The sequence below is a fragment of the Rhodococcus sp. FW305-130 genome, from assembly GCF_058788335.1.
Window position 1 is genome coordinate 97380 of record NZ_JBYTAP010000007.1, and the last position, 18588, is coordinate 115967.

Annotated in this window: 15 protein-coding genes; 7 read left to right on the forward strand and 8 right to left on the reverse strand. The window is 61.5% G+C overall.

What is annotated here, in order from left to right:
* Positions 1 to 50 precede the first annotated feature (50 nt).
* Positions 51 to 374, forward strand: coding sequence for a DUF6292 family protein (locus tag AC3WQS_RS21845; RefSeq protein ID WP_019745820.1), 324 nt, complete (start codon positions 51 to 53; stop codon positions 372 to 374).
* A gap of 80 nt (positions 375 to 454) precedes the next feature.
* The gene (locus AC3WQS_RS21850; RefSeq protein ID WP_492711765.1) at positions 455 to 1876 is read left to right on the forward strand and encodes a DUF2252 domain-containing protein; all 1422 of its coding nucleotides are present in this window, start codon (positions 455 to 457) and stop codon (positions 1874 to 1876) included.
* A gap of 4 nt (positions 1877 to 1880) precedes the next feature.
* Here the strand turns inward: AC3WQS_RS21850 and AC3WQS_RS21855 are convergent, their stop codons facing one another.
* Together AC3WQS_RS21855 and AC3WQS_RS21860 are read right to left on the reverse strand one after the other, a co-directional pair.
* Positions 1881 to 2138, reverse strand: a complete 258-nt coding sequence (locus AC3WQS_RS21855; RefSeq protein ID WP_003943196.1) for a WhiB family transcriptional regulator — start codon at positions 2136 to 2138, stop codon at positions 1881 to 1883.
* Between the two features lie 19 nt (positions 2139 to 2157).
* Entirely contained in the window at positions 2158 to 2697 is a 540-nt protein-coding gene (locus AC3WQS_RS21860; protein ID WP_031333862.1) for an HNH endonuclease, read from the reverse strand.
* A gap of 335 nt (positions 2698 to 3032) precedes the next feature.
* Between AC3WQS_RS21860 and AC3WQS_RS21865 the strand changes: the two genes are divergently transcribed.
* Positions 3033 to 4043, forward strand: coding sequence for a threonine aldolase family protein (locus AC3WQS_RS21865; protein ID WP_492711767.1), 1011 nt, complete (start codon positions 3033 to 3035; stop codon positions 4041 to 4043).
* 1 nt (position 4044) lies between these two features.
* Here AC3WQS_RS21865 and AC3WQS_RS21870 read toward each other — a convergent pair whose 3' ends face one another.
* Complete coding sequence (locus AC3WQS_RS21870; protein ID WP_020971177.1) at positions 4045 to 4899, reverse strand: LLM class flavin-dependent oxidoreductase; 855 nt, start codon at positions 4897 to 4899, stop codon at positions 4045 to 4047.
* Positions 4896 to 5759, reverse strand: a complete 864-nt coding sequence (locus tag AC3WQS_RS21875) for a patatin-like phospholipase family protein (RefSeq protein WP_416315919.1) — start codon at positions 5757 to 5759, stop codon at positions 4896 to 4898. The genes AC3WQS_RS21870 and AC3WQS_RS21875 overlap by 4 nt, the downstream gene beginning before the upstream one ends.
* Positions 5760 to 5813: 54 nt before the next feature.
* On the opposite strand from AC3WQS_RS21875, the gene AC3WQS_RS21880 reads away from it, so the two are divergent.
* Both AC3WQS_RS21880 and AC3WQS_RS21885 read left to right on the forward strand, forming a co-directional pair.
* The gene (locus tag AC3WQS_RS21880; protein ID WP_041815377.1) at positions 5814 to 7499 is read left to right on the forward strand and encodes a dihydroxyacetone kinase family protein; all 1686 of its coding nucleotides are present in this window, start codon (positions 5814 to 5816) and stop codon (positions 7497 to 7499) included.
* A 101-nt stretch (positions 7500 to 7600) separates the two neighbouring features.
* Positions 7601 to 9223, forward strand: a complete 1623-nt coding sequence (locus AC3WQS_RS21885) for a long-chain fatty acid--CoA ligase (protein WP_019745828.1) — start codon at positions 7601 to 7603, stop codon at positions 9221 to 9223.
* Positions 9224 to 9310: 87 nt separating this feature from the next.
* Here AC3WQS_RS21885 and AC3WQS_RS21890 read toward each other — a convergent pair whose 3' ends face one another.
* Genes AC3WQS_RS21890 through AC3WQS_RS21900 form a run of 3 tightly spaced genes read right to left on the reverse strand, consistent with a single transcriptional unit; the run spans position 9311 to position 11933 of the window.
* On the reverse strand, positions 9311 to 9937 hold the full coding sequence (locus AC3WQS_RS21890; RefSeq protein WP_029256551.1) for a TetR/AcrR family transcriptional regulator: 627 nt from the start codon (positions 9935 to 9937) through the stop codon (positions 9311 to 9313).
* 12 nt (positions 9938 to 9949) lie between these two features.
* On the reverse strand, positions 9950 to 10711 hold the full coding sequence (locus AC3WQS_RS21895; protein ID WP_003942978.1) for a 3-hydroxyacyl-CoA dehydrogenase: 762 nt from the start codon (positions 10709 to 10711) through the stop codon (positions 9950 to 9952).
* Between the two features lie 28 nt (positions 10712 to 10739).
* Positions 10740 to 11933: a thiolase family protein gene (locus tag AC3WQS_RS21900; protein ID WP_020971181.1), complete on the reverse strand. Its 1194-nt coding sequence runs from the start codon at positions 11931 to 11933 to the stop codon at positions 10740 to 10742.
* A 367-nt stretch (positions 11934 to 12300) separates the two neighbouring features.
* Between AC3WQS_RS21900 and lanKC the strand changes: the two genes are divergently transcribed.
* Positions 12301 to 14883: a class III lanthionine synthetase LanKC gene (gene lanKC, locus AC3WQS_RS21905; protein ID WP_492711770.1), complete on the forward strand. Its 2583-nt coding sequence runs from the start codon at positions 12301 to 12303 to the stop codon at positions 14881 to 14883.
* A 668-nt stretch (positions 14884 to 15551) separates the two neighbouring features.
* Here the strand turns inward: lanKC and AC3WQS_RS21910 are convergent.
* A complete protein-coding gene (locus AC3WQS_RS21910; protein ID WP_355332588.1) occupies positions 15552 to 16175 on the reverse strand; it encodes a hypothetical protein in 624 nt (207 codons plus the stop codon).
* Positions 16176 to 17278: 1103 nt separating this feature from the next.
* Between AC3WQS_RS21910 and AC3WQS_RS21915 the strand changes: the two genes are divergently transcribed.
* Positions 17279 to 18517 (forward strand): HNH endonuclease signature motif containing protein, encoded by a 1239-nt coding sequence (locus tag AC3WQS_RS21915; RefSeq protein WP_492711773.1) that lies wholly within the window; start codon positions 17279 to 17281, stop codon positions 18515 to 18517.
* Positions 18518 to 18588: the final 71 nt, after the last annotated feature.

Sequence of the window (18588 nt, forward strand, 5' to 3'; positions counted from 1 at the left end):
GCGCCGGCAACGGGGAACCCTCCGATCGCAACCGAGCCGGAGGAGCGACCATGCGTGCACACATCGCCATTCCGAGTGAATCGACTTGTCACAGGTACGTAGTCGCCGTCGCCAGCTCCACCTTCGCCGAATCGGTCATCTGGTGCGACGGCCCCGCGTTCGACGCAGTACTCGTTCTGGGCAGCGAGATTCCGCAGCACAGTGGCCACCGAGCCGTACTCGCCTGGAATCACTACTTCGGGTGGGCGCTCGGCGTGGAAACGACACCGGATACGTCGTTCGCCGTTGTCGAATGCCTCGGTATCGGGAGAATGCCGGACCCGGAACTGTGCGCCGACCGCGCTGTCGAGTTGATTGCCCAGGCGGGTAGTTAAGGAACTCGTCGCGCGGCGCGCAATCCAGCGGGCATAGGATCGAGCGCGAGTTTCGCACGCCCGACGAAAGAGAGCCCGACATGGACCCGGTGAACAGGCCTGCCGGTCAGCTGGCTCTCGAGAACGAACCGGACGGCAGGGCGACTTTGCGGGCGCGTCAGACGCCCCGCAGTGAGCGTCGCAAAATCGGGAAGGGCCTGCGCAAGCGAGTAGCACGATCGTCGCTCGGTGATTGGACGCCCCCGCCCAACCGACGCGATCCGGTCGATCAGGTCAACACGGCACACGAGGGAAGACTCGACTGGTTGGTTCCGATTCGTGTGGGACGCATGGTCGCTTCACCGTACGGCTTCCTGCGCGGTACCGCCGGCTTGATGGCAGAGGACATGGCGCAGCTCCCGTCCACCGGCATCACTCCCGTCATCTGCGGGGATGCGCACGTCGGAAACTTCGGGTTCTACGGGTCCCCGGAACGCGAACTTGTCATAGACCTCAACGATTTCGACGAAGCACATCCGGGCCCCTGGGAATGGGACCTGAGAAGGTTGGCTGCGAGCATCTGGGTGGCCGGGCGGCAGAACGGTCTCACCGAAGCTCAATGCAAAACAGCGACAACCTCGTGTGTGTCCGCATATCGCCTCCACTTGGCAAAGCTGTCCGAGCGTCCACTGTTCGATCGCTCCTTCGACCGGGTCGATCTCGACGGACTCACCGACCACGTCACTGATCCCGGGTTGCTGGCCGAGATCCGCCGCGCCGCGGAGCGCGCACGACGGCGTACGAGCGATCACGCGGTGCCCCGGTTCACTGTGGAGGATCACGGACGGCGCCAGTTGCTCGAGAACCCACCGCTCACAACACGACTCACGCCGCAGGACACCGACTTCCTCCTGGAGGGTCTGGACGAGTATCTCGAAACCCTTGCACCACACTGGCGCCGAGTCGTCTCGGGATACAACGTCATCGACGTTGCGCACCGGGTTGTCGGAGTCGGAAGCGTCGCTCTGCGTGCGTATGTCGCCTTGTGTGAAGGGAGCATCCCGGACGACGTCATCTTCTTGCAGCTCAAGCAGGCTCGCCGATCCGTCGTCGCCCCCTTCGTGCACGGCGACTCGGCCTGGCACTACCATCAAGGACGACGCGTCGCGGAATACCAGCAGGCTCTCCAGACAGTCAGCGATCCACTGCTCGGGTGGTGCACCGTGGACGACCGCCAGTACTACGTCCGTCAGTTCCGGAACATGAAAGGTTCTGTGGACCTGAACAATATCGATGCAGCAGCCTTGACCGACTATGTCGCGATCTGCGGTCGCCTACTGGCCAAAGGACACGCACGAACCAGTGGCGCGTCACTGATTTCCGGTTACCTGGGAACCTCGGACACGGTCGACACCGCCCTCACCCGGTTTGCTCGGCTCTACGCCGATCAAACCGAACGTGACCACGACGCTCTGTGCCGGGCGGTATCGGCCGGTACGATCGCCGCGGAGCCGGGAATCTGATCCCTCACGCCGCGACGATCCTGCCCTGCTCGAACTTCACTCCACCCCAGATTCCGGTCTGACCAGTGGCAGAGGCGAATTCACGACACGATTCCGCAATCGGGCACCTGTTGCACACGTCGGTCGCGTAGTCGTATCCCTCGGACGGGAAGGGAAACCAGCGGTCCGGCTCGGGGTCTCCTCGACATTCCGCCTGCCACCAGGTTCGGTCGTCCGAGATCGGCAGAAGCTCAGCCAGATTCGAGATTTCGTCAGCGCACATCACTTACTCCTTTCGACCGTCACGTCCGACTCAATTCACGCCAGATCTTCTGCTGCACTTTCTCGATGCGTCGAGGTGCCTTCGGTTCCCACAGCAGCCGCATGCCGGCCTCAGCCGGTGTGCGATCCGCTTTGCGCTGATTGCAGGAACTGCAGCACGCCACCAGATTCCCCCACGTATTGGGCCCGTTGCGGCTTCGCGGCTGGACGTGGTCGATGGTCGTTGCTCTGGCGGCGCAGTACGCACATTGACGACCGTCCCGGTCGAAGATGCCGGCGAAGGTCGCTCGGCTGGAATCGGTGACCGTAACCCGGTGGGCGACATACACGTACTCGGCAAGCAGGATCGTCCGAGGCAGTGGGATCTCGACGTGCTTGGAGCGCACCGGAAATATCGGGATCACGTCTTCGGTGGACTGCGCAGAACCGGTGGCGATCAGGACGACCGCACGATCGGCGCTCACTTCACCGAGGTACTCGTACGTTGCGTTGAGTACCCGGACGGACCGGTTCATCCAGCTGTGAGAAGCGGCGGTAGATGCGCGGTTCGGGTTCCGCATGAGACGTCTCAGTTCATGTCGAGGAGTGGAACTCCTGGACACGAGGACGGGTCAGGAGCAAATACAAGAAGCAGGGAACGGCATATATCCAGCGCCACTCTGTTCCCCGAATGCAGGAAGGGAAATGCCGCGGGGTGAGTGCCCGCGCAGGTGCAACGCTTGCTTCGAGTCGCGCATGCCTGTCCCCTTCCACTTCTTGTTCTCTTCACCGACGATTGCCGGCGCCCATCATCACACGGAAGGCATCCTCAGCGATATTGATTTATCAGGCCGGAATAGCCGTCCAGCAAAGGCCGCGGTTTGACGCCGGAACACGCGGCTTGATCGAATGAGCCATGACTTCGTCGTACATCGACCTACGCTCGGACACCGTCACCAAGCCTGATGCGGAGATGCGGAAGGCGATGGCTGACGCCGAGGTCGGTGACGACGTCCTCGATCACGACCCGACCATGGCGGCGCTCGAGGAAGAGGTCGCACATACTCTGGGCTTTCCGGCGGCCATGTGGGTACCGAGCGGATCGATGGGCAACCTGATTGCGCTGATGCTGCACCTTCGCCGCGGCGATCAGTTCCTCGCACCGGAACACTCTCACGTCTTGGGGTCAGAGTTGGGCACCGCTGCTTGGCTCGCACAGGGAATGCCGATGGCGCTGCCGCACGACGGCGGACCCGGACGTCCCAGTCCCGAGACCGTCGTGAAGGCGGCGGGCTCCCCCGGCCCGTACTTCACGTTGAACACCACGCTGCTCTGTCTCGAGAACACCCACAATTTCGCCGGCGGCGCCGTCATGAATCCGACGGAGTGGACGAAACTGGTCGACGCGGCGAGATCACGCGGCTTGAAGATTCACCTCGATGGCGCCCGCCTCTGGAATGCCGCTGCTGCACTCGATGTTTCGCCCACCGAATTGACTTCCGGCGCCGATACCGTCCAGGTGTGCCTGAGCAAGGGACTCGGTGCGCCGGTCGGCTCGATTCTGGCCGCATCACCTGAATTGATCACCGAAGCCCGAAGGATCCGCAAGATGCTCGGCGGCGGCGTTCGCCAGGGCGGGGTGCTTGCCGCAGCCGGCATCGTCGCGCTTCGCTCACAAGCTCGCCTGTCCGACGATCACGACAATGCGCAACGCCTGGCGTCGGGCCTTCGTGAACGCGGTTGGGCTGTCGACGAACCCGCAACCAACATCGTTCTCGCCGCCACAGCCGATCCGTCGGCCACCGTTGCTCAGCTCGCCGCTGTCGACGTCGGTGCAGTCACCGTCGCCGGGAAGGTTCGGTTCGTGACACATCGAGACGTGAGCACTGCCGACATCGACGACGTTCTGTCCCGACTAGCCGCCTGAGCTACACCATCAGCGGTTGAACCTCCTGCGCGACAAGGCGAATGAACTCACGGACGTCCGGCTCGTCAACGGTCGGTTGGAGTACCACGGTGGTTGCACCCGCGTCCACCCATCGCACTGCTGCGGCCGCAACGTCGGCCGCGGTCCCCACGGCAATCGCTTCCTCCGGCGACTCGCACCCTGACGCTGCTGCCTCGGCAAGGGCGCGCTCACGACCGCTGGAACCAAATGCACAGATGACGTAAACGACCACCTCGAGATCCTGCGCTCCGATATGAGCGATCGCCCGGCGAACGCCTTCCGGGGTCGTCCCACCCGAGAGCACGGTGCCCTGCGCCAACTCACCACTGAGCGCCAAAGTCTTTGGCCCCGTGGCACCGACGAGCAACTGCGGCACCTTCTCGGGCGGCCACGCCAGCTTGACGTCCGTGAGATTCACGTATCGACCGGATACCGTCACCGACTCACCGCGCAGTAATCGCTCGAGTGCTCCGAACTGCTCCCGGAGGAGGGTCAACGGCGATTCGACCTTGGCGCCGATCTGCCGCATCCAACTCTGAACACCGTGGCCGAAGCCAACCCGCAGTCGATCCGGATGAACTCTGGCCAGCGCCGAAATCTCCATCGCCGTGATCGCGGTGTTGCGCATCGGCGTCGGCAGCACACCGATCGCCACTCCCAGGCGCGTGGTTTCGGCCAATACAGTTGCAGCAGTGGCTATTCCTCCACCGAAGAAGCAGTCCTCCCACAGCCAGACCTCGTCGATACCAACTTCGTCGGCATACCCCGCATGCCGAACCAGATCTTCCGGGGATTGCTCCGGGCGCAGGACCACGGCAATCCGTGCGGCGCTCATGCCGTCACCAGAAACGCAGCGATCTCGTCAGCTGTTCGGCGACCCTGTTCGCGTCCCAGTTCAGCTGCCGGGCGCCTTGTCGCCGGCGAGAGGGAGTTGGTTCCGATCGCTTCCACGACGGCGTCGTCGGCGAAGACCGCCAGTACCCGTGACTGCGTCATCGCGTCGATTTCCTCTCGTAGGCTGCCGCCCAGCAGATTCGGGGCGGGATCGGCAGCAGGTGAAAGAACCACGACCACATCGCAGTCGGCAGCCAAATGAACATTCGAGCCACTTGCCATTCCGCCGTCCATGTACCGGTCGCCGTCGATCGTGACCACCGGCCACACCCCTGGTACGGCGCAACTCGCTCCAACTGCGTCGATCAGGTCTACGCCGTCAGCACTGCCGAACACCCTCAACTCACCGGTCTGTGCGTTGATCGCCGGGATGCGCAACTCCCGCTCGGGCCACAACCGATTGGGCAGCCTTGCCTCGATGACCGCACGACGCACGGCGGGTTCGACGGTGTCGGCGGCCATCGCTGCCTCGCCGAGCGCACGAAGTTGTTCGGACCGATCCGCGGAGCCCGCGATCGCGTCGACGAACATCTGACCGAGGACTTCGACATTTACCTCCGGATCGATCTCAGCGGTCGCAGCGGCCGTTTGTGCGTCGAAAAGCTCCTGAAGTGTCGCGCCGCCCGCAATCTGAGCAGTCACGGTGGAACCTGCAGAAGTGCCGATCAATACGTCCGCTGCCAGCAGCGCTGCGGCAGCGTCCGGCGATTTGTCCTGAACGCCCAACAGAAAACCGGTTTCCCAGGCGATTCCCGCAACACCGCCACCGGCAAGTACCAACCCCAATTTCACGCCGTCCACCTCTCGTCGATCACGATCCGTGCCCGAACTCGACGTTAGACCTACTCTGAAGTGATGTTCATGCGCAGCGCAAAGACATTTGTTCCCGACGCACTCCGCGGGTTGATCGCATCCACCGACGACATCGCGTGGAACCCCGATCCCGGATACCTCACTCGTGCACAGCCCCTTCCGCGCGGGCGAGTCGCGCTCGTCTCCGGCGGCGGCTCGGGTCACGAACCCATGCACGCCGGATTCATCGGCGAAGGAATGCTCACGGCCGTCTGTCCCGGGTTGATCTTCAGCTCACCCAACGCACTGCAGATCCATGAAGGATCCAAAGCTGCCGACGCCGGTGGCGGCGTCCTGCACATCGTGAAGAACTACACCGGCGACGTGATGAATTTCGGTATCGCACGGGAACTACTCCGCGAGGACAAGATCGACACGGACGTCGTCTTGGTCGACGACGACGTCGCGACCGAACGCGCAGACGGTAGCGGCCCGGGGCGACGCGGCACTGCGGCAACGATCGTGGTGGAGAAGGTCTGCGGCGCGTCGGCCGCCCGCGGTGACGACCTGGCCGAGGTGACCCGGATCGGACAACACGTCGCGCACTCGGCTCGCAGCATGGCCGTCGCTCTTCGCCCATGCACCTTGCCGGGGTCTGACGAGCCGTCGTTCGACCTGCCGGAGGGGCAGATGGAACTCGGTATCGGAATCCACGGCGAACGCGGCACAGAACGCGTGGACGCCCTGCCCGCACCGGAATTGGTGCGACGGCTGACGGATCCGATCATCGAGTCCCTGAGTCTCGCCGAAGGTGATCACGTCATTGCAGTCGTCAACGGGCTGGGAGCCACCCACCCAATGGAGCTGCAACTACTGTTCGCCGAACTCGGAGATTATCTGGCCGACCAGGGAATTCACATCGAGCGGACGCTGATCGGAACGTTCGTCACTGCATTGAACATGGCCGGAGCATCCATCACCCTTGTTCGCACAAACAAAGAAATCCTCGAATTATGGGACGCGCCAACAAAAGCGCCCGCCTGGCCGAATGCTATGGCACGTGAGTACAGCGGCATGGGCAAGCGTGAATCATTCGGTCCCACATTCACACCCGACACCTCACGCACTGCCGAAAGCAGCTTCGTCGGCGGCTGGATTGCGGACTGGGCCGCGAAGGTACTGGAGCAGGAACCTGCCCTGACCGATCTCGACCGACGAGCAGGAGACGGCGACTTCGGGACCAACATGGTGGCCGCACTGGATCAGCTCGACATCTCGGCGATCCGTGACACCTATTCCACTGCAACGATATTCGATGCAGTCTCCCAGGCGTACCTCGGTCACGCCGGCGGTACGTCCGGCGCGTTGTTCGGCATCTGGTTCCGGCATTTCTTCCGCGTCGCCGCAGAATCAGCGGACTCCGAACTCGACCTCGGTGCGATCGCGACTGCAGCACGGGCGGGGCTCGACAACATCACCTCGCTCGGCGGCGCACGCGTCGGCGACAAGACGATGGTCGACGCGATAGTTCCGGCGGTCGAGTCGTTGGAGCAATCCGTGAACTCGGGAGCCGATCGGGACGCTGCTCTGGCCAGCGCAGCGGCAGCGGCGGCGGCCGGCGCGGAGTCGACCGAAACCATGCTCGCGAACCGCGGACGTGCAAGTTATGTGGGCGAAGCCGCTCGCGGAGTGGTCGATCCGGGAGCGCTACTCATAGCGTGGTTTTTCGCTAGTGCAGTGGGTCACTAGCGAGCACTTCGCAGCTGTGACTAATCTGGCAGCCACAGCACATCGTTTGTGAGGGCCCGTGGGCAAAAGCACCGGTCTCACACACCACACAGGAGCAGCCCATGCTGAGCACCATGCAAGACGCCCCCCTCTCCATTGCTCAACTTCTCCGCCACGGTGCCTCCGTTCACGGCGCTTCCGAGGTTGTCACGTGGACCGAGTCCGGCCCGCGCCGTGTGTCATACGCAGACGTCGGCAAGCGCTGCGCACAGCTTGCGCACGCCCTGCGCGGACTCGGTGTCGAGGGTGACGAGCGAGTCGCCACGTTCATGTGGAACAACTCCGAGCACCTCGAGGCGTACCTGACGATCCCCTCGATGGGTGCTGTGCTCCACACGCTGAACATTCGCCTGTTCCCCGAGCAGTTGATCCACGTCGCCAATCACGCCGAGGACCGCGTGATCATCGTCGATCCGTCCCTGATTCCGCTTCTCTCTCCGCAGCTTCCGTCGCTGACAACCGTCAAGCACATCATCGTCACCGGTTCCTCCACTGCGGGACTCGAAGCTCCCGAGGGCGTGCAGGTTCACACATACGAGGGCTTGATCGCCGATCAGCCAACCGAGTTCGACTGGCCCGAGGTCGACGAACTCAGTGCTGCCGCAATGTGTTACACGTCCGGCACCACGGGCGACCCCAAGGGCGTCGTCTACTCCCACCGCTCGATCTACCTGCACTCCATGCAGGTCTGCATGAGCGACGGCCCCAACCTCGCGCAGGGCGATCGTGCACTCGCCGTAGTGCCTCAGTTCCACGCCATGTCGTGGGGACTTCCCTACGCCGCGTTCATGATCGGCGCCTCGCTGATCATGCCCGATCGCTTCCTCCAGCCTGCTCCGTTGGCTGCGATCATCGCCAGCGAGAAGCCGACGTTCGCCGCGGCCGTACCCACCATCTGGCAGGGCCTGCACCTCTACCTCGAGCAGAACCCACAGGACATCTCCTCGATGCGTGAGGTTCTGATCGGCGGCTCCGCGGTACCGCCTGCCCTCATGCACGCATTCGAAGCCGACCACAACGTCTCCGTCCTGCACGCCTGGGGCATGACCGAAACCTCCCCACTCGGATCCGTTGCCCGCCCGCCGGCCGGTGTCACCGGCGACGCGATGTGGAAGTACCGCTACTCTCAGGGCCGCTTCCCGGCATCCGTCGAGGCACGTCTCATCGACGACGACGGCAAAGTTGTTGCACACGACGGCGTTTCCGTCGGCGAGCTCGAAGTGCGCGGCCCCTGGATCACCGGGTCGTACTACGGCGTCGATGCGGAAGACAAGTTCAACGACGGCTGGCTCAAGACCGGTGACGTCGGATCCATCACGGCCGACGGCTTCCTGAGCCTGTCCGACCGCTCCAAGGACATCATCAAGTCCGGCGGCGAATGGATCTCATCGGTCGACCTCGAGAACGCCGTCATGGGTCACCCCGACGTCACCGAAGCTGCCGTCATCGGCGTGCCGGACGAGAAGTGGGACGAGCGCCCGTTGGTCGCGGTTGTTCTGCGCGCCGGTTCCGAGACCACGATGTCCGAACTCCAGCAATATCTTTCGGACAAGGTCGCCAAGTGGCAGCTCCCCGAGAACTGGGCTGTGGTTCAGGAAGTTCCGAAGACGAGCGTCGGCAAGTTCGACAAGAAGCGTCTGAGGGCCGACTACCACGAAGGCGGACTCGAAGTCACTCGCCTCTGACACGGAGTGAATGCTGAAGCATGAATACTGAAGGTGGGCAACAGGTTTTCAATCTGTTGCCCACCTTCGTTTAACGAGCAATGCACTTTACGGACGATAACCGACCGTGTGAAAAGCGATGTCGACGTACTTCTGCGCCAATTGCGTCGGCGACATCGGCCCGCCGGTCTGGAACCAACGCGGCAGTGACTGCGCCATACCGAGTATGGCCCGGACGGTCTCTTCGGTGTCGGTGACCGCGAAATCTCCCGATGCCACACCGTCGTCGACGATCCTGCGCATGAGCAACTCGAGCCGCTTACGACTGGCGGCGTATCGACTTCGGCTTTCCGGTGAGACATGCCGAATCTCGGTGTCCAACGCAGCATGCCGCGACCGGTGGGTCATGTAGAGAACAATCGCCTCCACCACCAAGGCGAAGCGTCGTACCGGATCTTCGCCGGCTTCCACCTCTGCCGCTTCGGTTCTGGTATTCAGCTCACTCATCGAGATCTCGAACAGAGCGACGAGGACTGCCTCTTTGTTCGCGTGGTGATAGTAGAGCGCGGGAACGGTTACCCCGACACGGTTGGCAATCTGCCGCACCGTCGTGCCGTGGTAACCGTTCTCATCGAACAGCTCGAGCGAAGCCATCAGGATGTCGGTCATCACCAGCGGCGGGAAAGTCCTCCAGTCCACTGCCACCGAATTCACGGGCTCCACCTCGCCAGTCATGAATAGCCGAAATTACCGCGGTGCCATACGGATTGCACCGTCGAGGCGGATCGTCTCACCGTTGAGCATAGGGTTGGAGACGATATGCGCAGCAAGCGCGCCGTACTCGCTGGGATCGCCCAGGCGAGAGGGGTGAGGCACCTGCTGACCCAGCGACGCCTGAGCTGCTTCAGGCAGTCCGGCCAGCAACGGGGTCTTGAACAGGCCGGGAGCGATGGTGTTGACGCGGATCAGCAGCGACGCGAGGTCACGGGCGATGGGGAGCGTCATACCGACGACGCCACCCTTCGACGCGGAGTACGCAGCCTGCCCGATCTGACCGTCATAGGCTGCGACGGAGGCGGTGTTGATGATGACGCCGCGTTCACCGTCGATGGGTTCGGTCTTCGAAATACGTTCCGCAGCAAGACGAAGAACGTTGAAGGTGCCGATCAGGTTGACGTCGATGACCTTCTTGAATGCGTCGAGCGGGAAAGCACCCTTCTTGCTGACCGTCTTGACTGCGTTGCCGATTCCGGCGCAGTTGACTGCCACGCGCAGGGGTCCGAGGGACTCGGCCACGTCGAGTGCAGCGGTGACCGCAGCCTCGTCGGTGACGTCTGCAGCCGCGAAGCGGACCCGGTCGCCAAGTTCCTTGGCGATGGCTTCACCGTTGGACGACGGAAGGTCGATGATGACGACGCTGGCACCGTCGGCAAGAAGGGCTTTGGTCGTAGCCAGGCCGAGGCCGGATGCTCCACCGGTGACGACGGCGACGCTGTCGTTGACGATCATGAGAGTTCCTTTCGAAAGGTTATGTGTTTCAGATGCGTTCGATGATGGTGGCGTTGGCCATGCCGGCGCCCTCGCACATGGTCTGCAAACCGTAGCGTCCGCCGGTGGCCTCGAGGTGGTTGACCATCGTGGTCAACAGTCGAGTACCCGAGGACCCCAGGGCATGGCCGAGTGCAATCGCGCCGCCCCACGGGTTGAGCTTTGCCGGATCGGCGCCGAACTCGTGAGCCCAGGCGAGCGGGACGGGAGCGAAGGCCTCGTTGACCTCGTAGGTGTCGATGTCGTCGATGCTCAAACCCGCGCGAGCGAGCACCTTGTGGGTGGCTGGGATGGGTGCGGTGAGCATAAAGATCGGGTCGTCGCCCGCAACGGAGAAGGAATGGAAACGAGCTCGCGGGGTCAGCCCCAGCTTCGACGCCATTTCTTCGCTCATGATCAGTGCTGCGGACGCGCCATCGGTGAGCGGCGACGAGTTACCGGGAGTGATCGACCACTGCGCTTCGGGGAAGCGCTGCGCGTACTTCTCCGAGTAGAACGACGGCTTCAAGCCGGCGAGTCCCTCGGCGGTAGTAGACGCGCGAACCGTCTCGTCGAAGATATGCGAGACGGTCTCACCGGCGGCGTTGGTCACCGAGATCGGCAGAATCTCCTTGTCGAAGAGCCCCTTCGCCGCTGCCTCTGCTGCCCGCTGGTGGGACTGCGCGGAGAATGCGTCGAGAGCGTCGCGGTCAAGCTTCCACTTGGCGGCGATCAATTCTGCAGAGATTCCCTGGTTGACCAGGCCTTCGGGGTAGCGAGCCGCGATGCCCGGACCGGAAGCATCCTTCCCCATCGTCGTGGTACCCATCGGGACACGACTCATGGATTCGACGCCTGCCGCGATCACGATGTCGTAGGCCCCGGCGATCACGCCCTGCGCCGCAAAGTGCGCAGCTTGCTGACTTGATCCGCACTGGCGATCGATCGTGGTGGCGGGTACCGACTCGGGGAACCCTGCCGACAGGACCGCGCTGCGGGTGATGTTGAGCGCCTGCTCACCGGCCTGGCCGACGCAACCGCCGATCACGTCGTCCACCAGGGCGGGGTCGAGGCCGTTTCGCGAGGTGATGGAACGCAGAACGTGGGCCATCAGTTCGACAGGGTGCGTCCCGGACAGTGCTCCACCCGGCTTTCCCTTGCCGGACGCGATCCGGACTACATCGACGATCACTGCCTTGGTCATCTTCGTTCCCTTCGAGGACGTGCATTGCTGGGGCGGTCCGGCACCCGAGTTCGTGGCACCGGATGCCGGACCGAGATCGTGGGAGCATCCTGACTTAGCGCTCGCTAAACAATTACCACCGAGTCGGACCGTCCGTCAAGAGAGGGCTACCGAACTCGAAGCAAATATGGACGGACAAAAAAGTTGGACGATCAGGAAACCCTGACCAACGCCCTTCATTAGTACTTTCGAATGATAGGTTTTCAATCTTCGCCCGAAATGTCCGGAATCGGATAACCTTCCGCCACAAGCAATCCAAGCCACAGGGGATTCGGGGCGTGGCACCAATCGATGACAAACCGCAGGGGGACTGACCCGGAGGTAGAGCGTGGACCTGCGATACGTTGCATTCACACGTGCCGACTCGCATTTCTACGACCGAATCAGAACGGTCACTCGACCTGACGCACCGACTGACCAGCACTTTAAGCCTGCAAAGTCGGTGGACTGGTCGCTCTGGCGACGCGGTCCCCAAAGCGGACCGTGGAACTACTTCCAACCGCCTGACAGCGTGCTGCCAGAACAGGGATGGAAGATTCACTGCTCCGCTACCCAAGCCAACGCGCAGGAGTTGCTCGATACCGTCTCCGCGTATTGCGGCCACAATCTGGTGCCTTTCAAATTTCTTCGGACGGCAGCAGACCTCATGTTCTCCAACAGCAAGCAGGCCAATCGAACATCCAGCGGAAAATTCATCACGATCTATCCGGCGGATAGCGTTGCCACACAACGTGTCATCACCGAACTGGACGAGCTTGTCACGGCTGCCGACGGGCCATACATCCTCAGCGATGTGCGATGGAACCGGGGACCACTGTACTTACGGTACGGCGCGTACCTGCCCATGCACACCAACGATTCATTCGGCGATCGCGTCCCGGCAATACGGCGCCCCGACGGATCGCTCGAACCCGATCTGCGCGGCACTTCCTTCAGAACTCCAGACTGGGTACAAATCCCGGACTTCGTTCGCGCGCAGCAAGACAAGCTGAAATCACGCGACGCCTTCCCCTATTCGATCACTGAAGCCCTGCACTTCAGCAACAGCGGGGGGATCTACTCCGCGCTGGACGACGCCGGCATCAATCTGGTCATCAAAGAGGGTCGGCCCTTCACCGCCCCGGACGCCAACGGCCGGTACGCAATCGACCGCATCCGCAACGAGTACGACACGCTGACTCACCTTGCCGACAACCCGTACTCACCTTCCGCGCTCAACTTGTTCGAGCGCGAAGGACACCACTTTCTTGTCACCGAGCGCGCACCCGGCGCTCCCCTGAATCAGGAGATTGCGCTCCGCTATCCGCTGATACGCGCGGATCAGACACTCAGCTCCCGAACGGAATACAGAACCTGGGCGCTCGGTATTGCACAACAGCTGACTACCGCAGTCGAGAGCTTCCACAACGCCGGAATCGTTCATGCCGATCTTCACCCCGGCAACGTGATGTGCTCACCGTCGGGTATTCGGATCATCGATTTCGAGATGGCCCACAACATCGACGAGCAACCGCCCCGGTCCACCGGGGCTCCCGGGTACACCGCACCGCAACAGTTGACAGGAATCGAGGCAGATCGATACTCCTTGGGATGCATCGAGCTGGGACTCTTTGTCCCACTTACTACATTGCTCCCCCTCGACCGCAACAAGATTCCCGAACTCATCGGCTACGCGGTGTCTCGATTCGATCTTCCTCGTGCCTTCTGTGCCTCGCTCTATTCGATGCTCGACGCACAGCCGCCGGAACCGGCGGATCACCCGCATCGTTGGGACACGTCGTCGAGGGAAACCTTGCAACGTATGGACGCTCGATTGCGCTGCGGCATCCTCACCACACTTGATCTCTCCCGCGCTGATCGACTCTTTCCCGGTGACATCGCCCAGTTCGAAGTGAACGGTTACGGCATTGCTCACGGCTCGTGCGGAAACCTACTCGCCGATGATCTTCCCACCGACACCTTGGAGACAGTTCTGGAATGGACTGAACATCAAGTTGATTCGGATACGCAACCACGGTTCGGTTTCTTCGACGGGCTCGCAGGTGCGGTGCATACCTTTCGGCAGCTAGGACGACACTCGACTGCCGACAGATGGGTCGAGACTTTGCGTGGACTCCCACTCGACGATCTCGACTCCAGCCTCTTCGGCGGCCTTTCCGGAATCGGGTGCCTTCTACTCGAGGAATCGGAGTCATGTCCGGCGGCATCGTCAACTCTCGCTCTCGTCACCGAAACTCTGCGGGATCGCCTTCCGGCTGCTCGCGCACACGTCCGCTTCACCGACGGAACATCTTGGGCGACAACGGGTCGCGGAGGCTTGATGAGAGGGCCGAGCGGGCAAGCGCTGTTCTGGACTCGCCACTACGAACGGACCGGTGATCCTCGATCGCTGGAACACGCGCGACAGCTTGTCGACATCGACCTGTCCGTGATGCAGATGTGCCCTGACGGTTCGATGCAGCTGAGAGAGGAGCGCCGGACAATGCCGTACCTCGGATCGGGATCCGTCGGCGTGGGCCTGGTACTTCTTCAACTTGTTCGACATGTCGACGAGCCGCGCTACGCGTCTGCGCTACTTGCCATATCCCGCGCTGCCGCCGTCGAATTCACTGCCCAAGCCGGACTACTAAACGGGCGAGCCGGGCTGATTCTCTTCCTCGGCGAACTCTCCAAGAGTCCATATGCCGGCGCCGATTGTGAGCAGACGCTTGCCCAGCAGTTGCAGCTTCTGGGCTTACACAGCCTCAATCACGCAGGAGGACTGCACTTTCCAGGTGAACAGAACCTGAGACTCTCGACAGACTGGGCAACCGGATCTGCAGGAATACTGGCGTCGCTCCGACATACCGGATCGGCAACTGCCCGACAGTCGTTTCCACTGATGTGCGCGTCGAACTGCCACATCGCCTAATTGTTCGGAAGTTATCACCCACGGCAGATTGGAGCACAGAAGTACCAGGCGAAAAACCTGGAATTGAATCAACACCGCAAGCAAACTCGATCGATCAAATCCATCGGCAAGAACGCCGATCAACAAAGGAAATGACAATGGACGCTATTCTCTCCCTTCAAGATCTGTCAGTCGCCGCCGGCAACGTCGGAGACGCAGGCCAGCTCGACCAGAACGCGGCAATCAGTTCGCTCAGTTTCTTCTGCCTCTGACCTCAGGCCGATACCTCGGAGAAGGTCCGGGGTATCGGCTTTCGGAATCCGTGCGGATCACCAGACGAACAGTATTGTTTCATCATGAGACGCATCCGCACTTCACCGAGCTGTATTTGCCGATGATGTGCGCGACCTGGCGGCAATGCCGAGGGCAGATCGGGCGGCCAGCGGCGGTGATATTCCTCCTGATCCTGACAGCCGCGTTTTCAGGTTGGTTCGTTCAGCGTTCGGCGAGAGTTGGGACTTCGGGGACATCTGCTCACGCTGGTACGACGGAGGTGGCAGTTGCCGCACCGACACCGCCTTGACCTTCACGACGCTTTTCGTACTCCTACTTCCCTTCGCCTCCGGAATGCTGGTCGGCGTCACCACATTCGCCCGAGACTTCGAGCGGAGTGTCTGGTGGTTTGAGGATCAATACGTGTCAACGACGAGATGAGGGAATCGGTACCATCCGCCCCCGATGTCTTCCAACTGGAGCTGATTGAAGGTCTTGTCGGACACGCCATCGGGTGCGTACACCCAGCCTGGATTGTCCAAGATGTCCAATCCATCTCGTGCGTCATAGAAATAGACGTGGCCTTCACTGCTGACGTTGGCATAGGAGATATCGAATCTGCCGATTCGTAGATCACGATGATACCCATCGGAATAGGGATCGTCAGGTTCTTGAAGTAGTTGCTGTGCAACGGTTTCGAAGTCTGCCCGATACTGATCGAAATGTGGCTGCCCCGCGGCCGCGATGCCGAGCGCGATCACCACGAGAACCGGAACAGCGACAACGGACCACAACCATCGGCGTCGCTGCCACCAGCATATTCCGAGCAGCACGATTGCAACAGTCGCGGTGAGGACCCAGAGAACGATCGCACCGGCGATCGAGAGTGCACTATCCCCAGGTTCGGGCCAGGTGAGATGGCATTTCGCTGCGACATACATCGCCGACGCCGACGCTGCGATAAGTGCGTTTACCAAACCAACCCAACGAAGAGCACCGGACCTTCTCGTTGCCTGCGAGTTCGACACTGCCTGATCCATTCGATGAGGATAGCGAGCTGTTTGTCGCGGACTAGCAGTAACCACTTCCCCGATCTCACGATCGATTGTTTCTCGGCACGGAGAAAGTGTCCACGGTGCTATCTTTGCTGAGTATGGGAGGCAGGGCTGCGAGAATGGTCGATTTGGACTACCGATGTCAGGAGAGTTCGGCGACTCCCAAAGTCGACAGGTCAATTTTTAGCACGGCTGGATTCGGTGGATCGCAGCAACCAATACCATCGTCACCTCATGATGACGTGACTGTTGCGGGCGAGTCGTGAAGATTCGATTATTACGAGCAAGCCAAGCGTCTTTAGCAATATCGCTGATCGCACTAACCTTGGTCTATTTGTTGGACGCATTTTCTTTGCGCCTCCAACATCAGCCCAGCTGGTGCATTGATCACTATGGAATCCCATCACGATTCAATTATCTCCTTCCCGACCGGGCGGAGAGGGTAGCGGCAGGAATTACAGACTTCTGGGGATGGTTCCCTCCAGGCATAAGCTGTACATTCACTGATGCAGTGACCAAAGAAAGCGAAACGGTGGCACCGGCCGCGGACAGGTCGTACATCGTCGTCGTTCTTGTGGCGCTGATCATGATCTCGGCTGTCGGCGTATTGTTCGGCCGCCGGAAGCGCTGAAGATTGGTTCTGGCTCGGGACTGCAGATGCGCACTCGACACCAGACCGATGAGTAACAAATCGGTGTCCGTCGTGTCCGGCGCTTCCACTACTCGTCGATCTTCGCGAATCCACCGGCCTTGTTCGAGGGCATTTCTTGCGGGTCCTGGTGGTCTTCGTTCCCATCACGCTGGCGATGACACTCCTGGGCCTGGTGCTCGGCTGAACCCATGCGCTTGCCGGGGACAGGCGGCAACATGATCGACGCCGATTACACAATGTGCTGGGGCTCAGACAATTCCGACGTGATGCTGTTGCGCTCCGGGTTGATGGTGGCGCTCGCACTCGTCGGCGCACGTGGACTACGTCGGCGACCCGCCTATAACCGACTGTCCGAAATGTCGAAATCGATTTGATAGCAGCAATTTTCGATCCACATTCTCTTGTGTTCGAAACTTTGTTCGATTAAGCTTTCGGCATGGACAGTCGGGATGCGTGGCAGCTGGATGGCGAGGACCTCAAGAGTGAGGTTCTGGATCTGGTGCGTGTCCGGCACGAGTTGCAGTCGCGGATGGTGTTGCTGATCGTGGAGATGTTTTCCCGTGAGGTTCTCGGTGGGAAGGGTTTTCGGGCGATCGCGCAGTGGTTGCATGGTTCGACGAATCTGGAGATCGGTGAGTGCAGTCTGCTGGTCGGGTTGGCGCGGTTGTTGATGCTCGAACCCGTGGTCGGCGATGCGTTTCACCGTGGTGATGTTGATGCGTTGAAAGCCCGTCAGGTCGCGTCGTTCTGTCAGCATCCACCGAAGAACATGACCCCGGCGGATGTGGACAAGGCTCGCGGGATTCTGTTGGGGTTGGCGTCGAAGAACATTGCGGATTGTGATGCGGTGCGGGCGGCGATCCGGCGGATCGAGAAGCAGTACGGCAAGCGCGAGGACGGCGTCCCGGTCGGCGAGGATTCCGAGCGGAATGAGTTCTACGCCTCGAAAGGCTTGTACGGCAGAGTAACGGTGAAGGGTGATCTGGATGCGGTCAACGGGGCGCGTCTGATCACGCTGCTGTCGAGCCTGTCGGCTCCGACGCCGGAGAAGGACGGTGTCAAGGACACCCGCACGCCGGCATTACGACGGGCGGACGGGTTTTGCGAGTTGTTGCGCCGGTACGAGCGGGCGGGGTTGGGTCCGATCGAAGGCGGCGTGAAACCACACATCACGGTCACCGCATCGGCTAAGGACATGACGGACCTTAAAGTTCTGAAAGACCTCTTGCCGTCCACCGAGGAGCTGGGATTCGCGTGGACCGATTGGGTGGGCCCGATCAGCATCGACACCGCCCGGATGCTCGCCTGCGACTGCACCGTCACCCGAATCTTGTTGGATGAGAATGGTGTTCCGCTCGACTGCGGCAAGGAAGCGAGAACAGCGACCGTTCCACAGAGGCGGGCGTTGGCAGTTCGTGATGGCGGGTGTGCGTTTCCGGGGTGCGGGACTCCGTCGGGGTGGTGCGATGCCCATCATATTGTTCACTGGAACGATGGTGGCCCAACAGATCTCGACAACCTGATCTTGTTGTGCGGTCATCACCACCGGACGATGCACCACACGGAATGGCGGGTGGAGATCGGACCGGATCGAAAGACGGTGTTCTATCCACCGATGTCGATCGATCCGTATCAACAGCCGATCGGCGGGAACAGCCCACCCACAGCGGCGTGAATCGCGACAATCGAATACATCAGCACCGGGGACGAACCATGCCCCGGTGCTGGTGCACGTTTCTGGTCAGA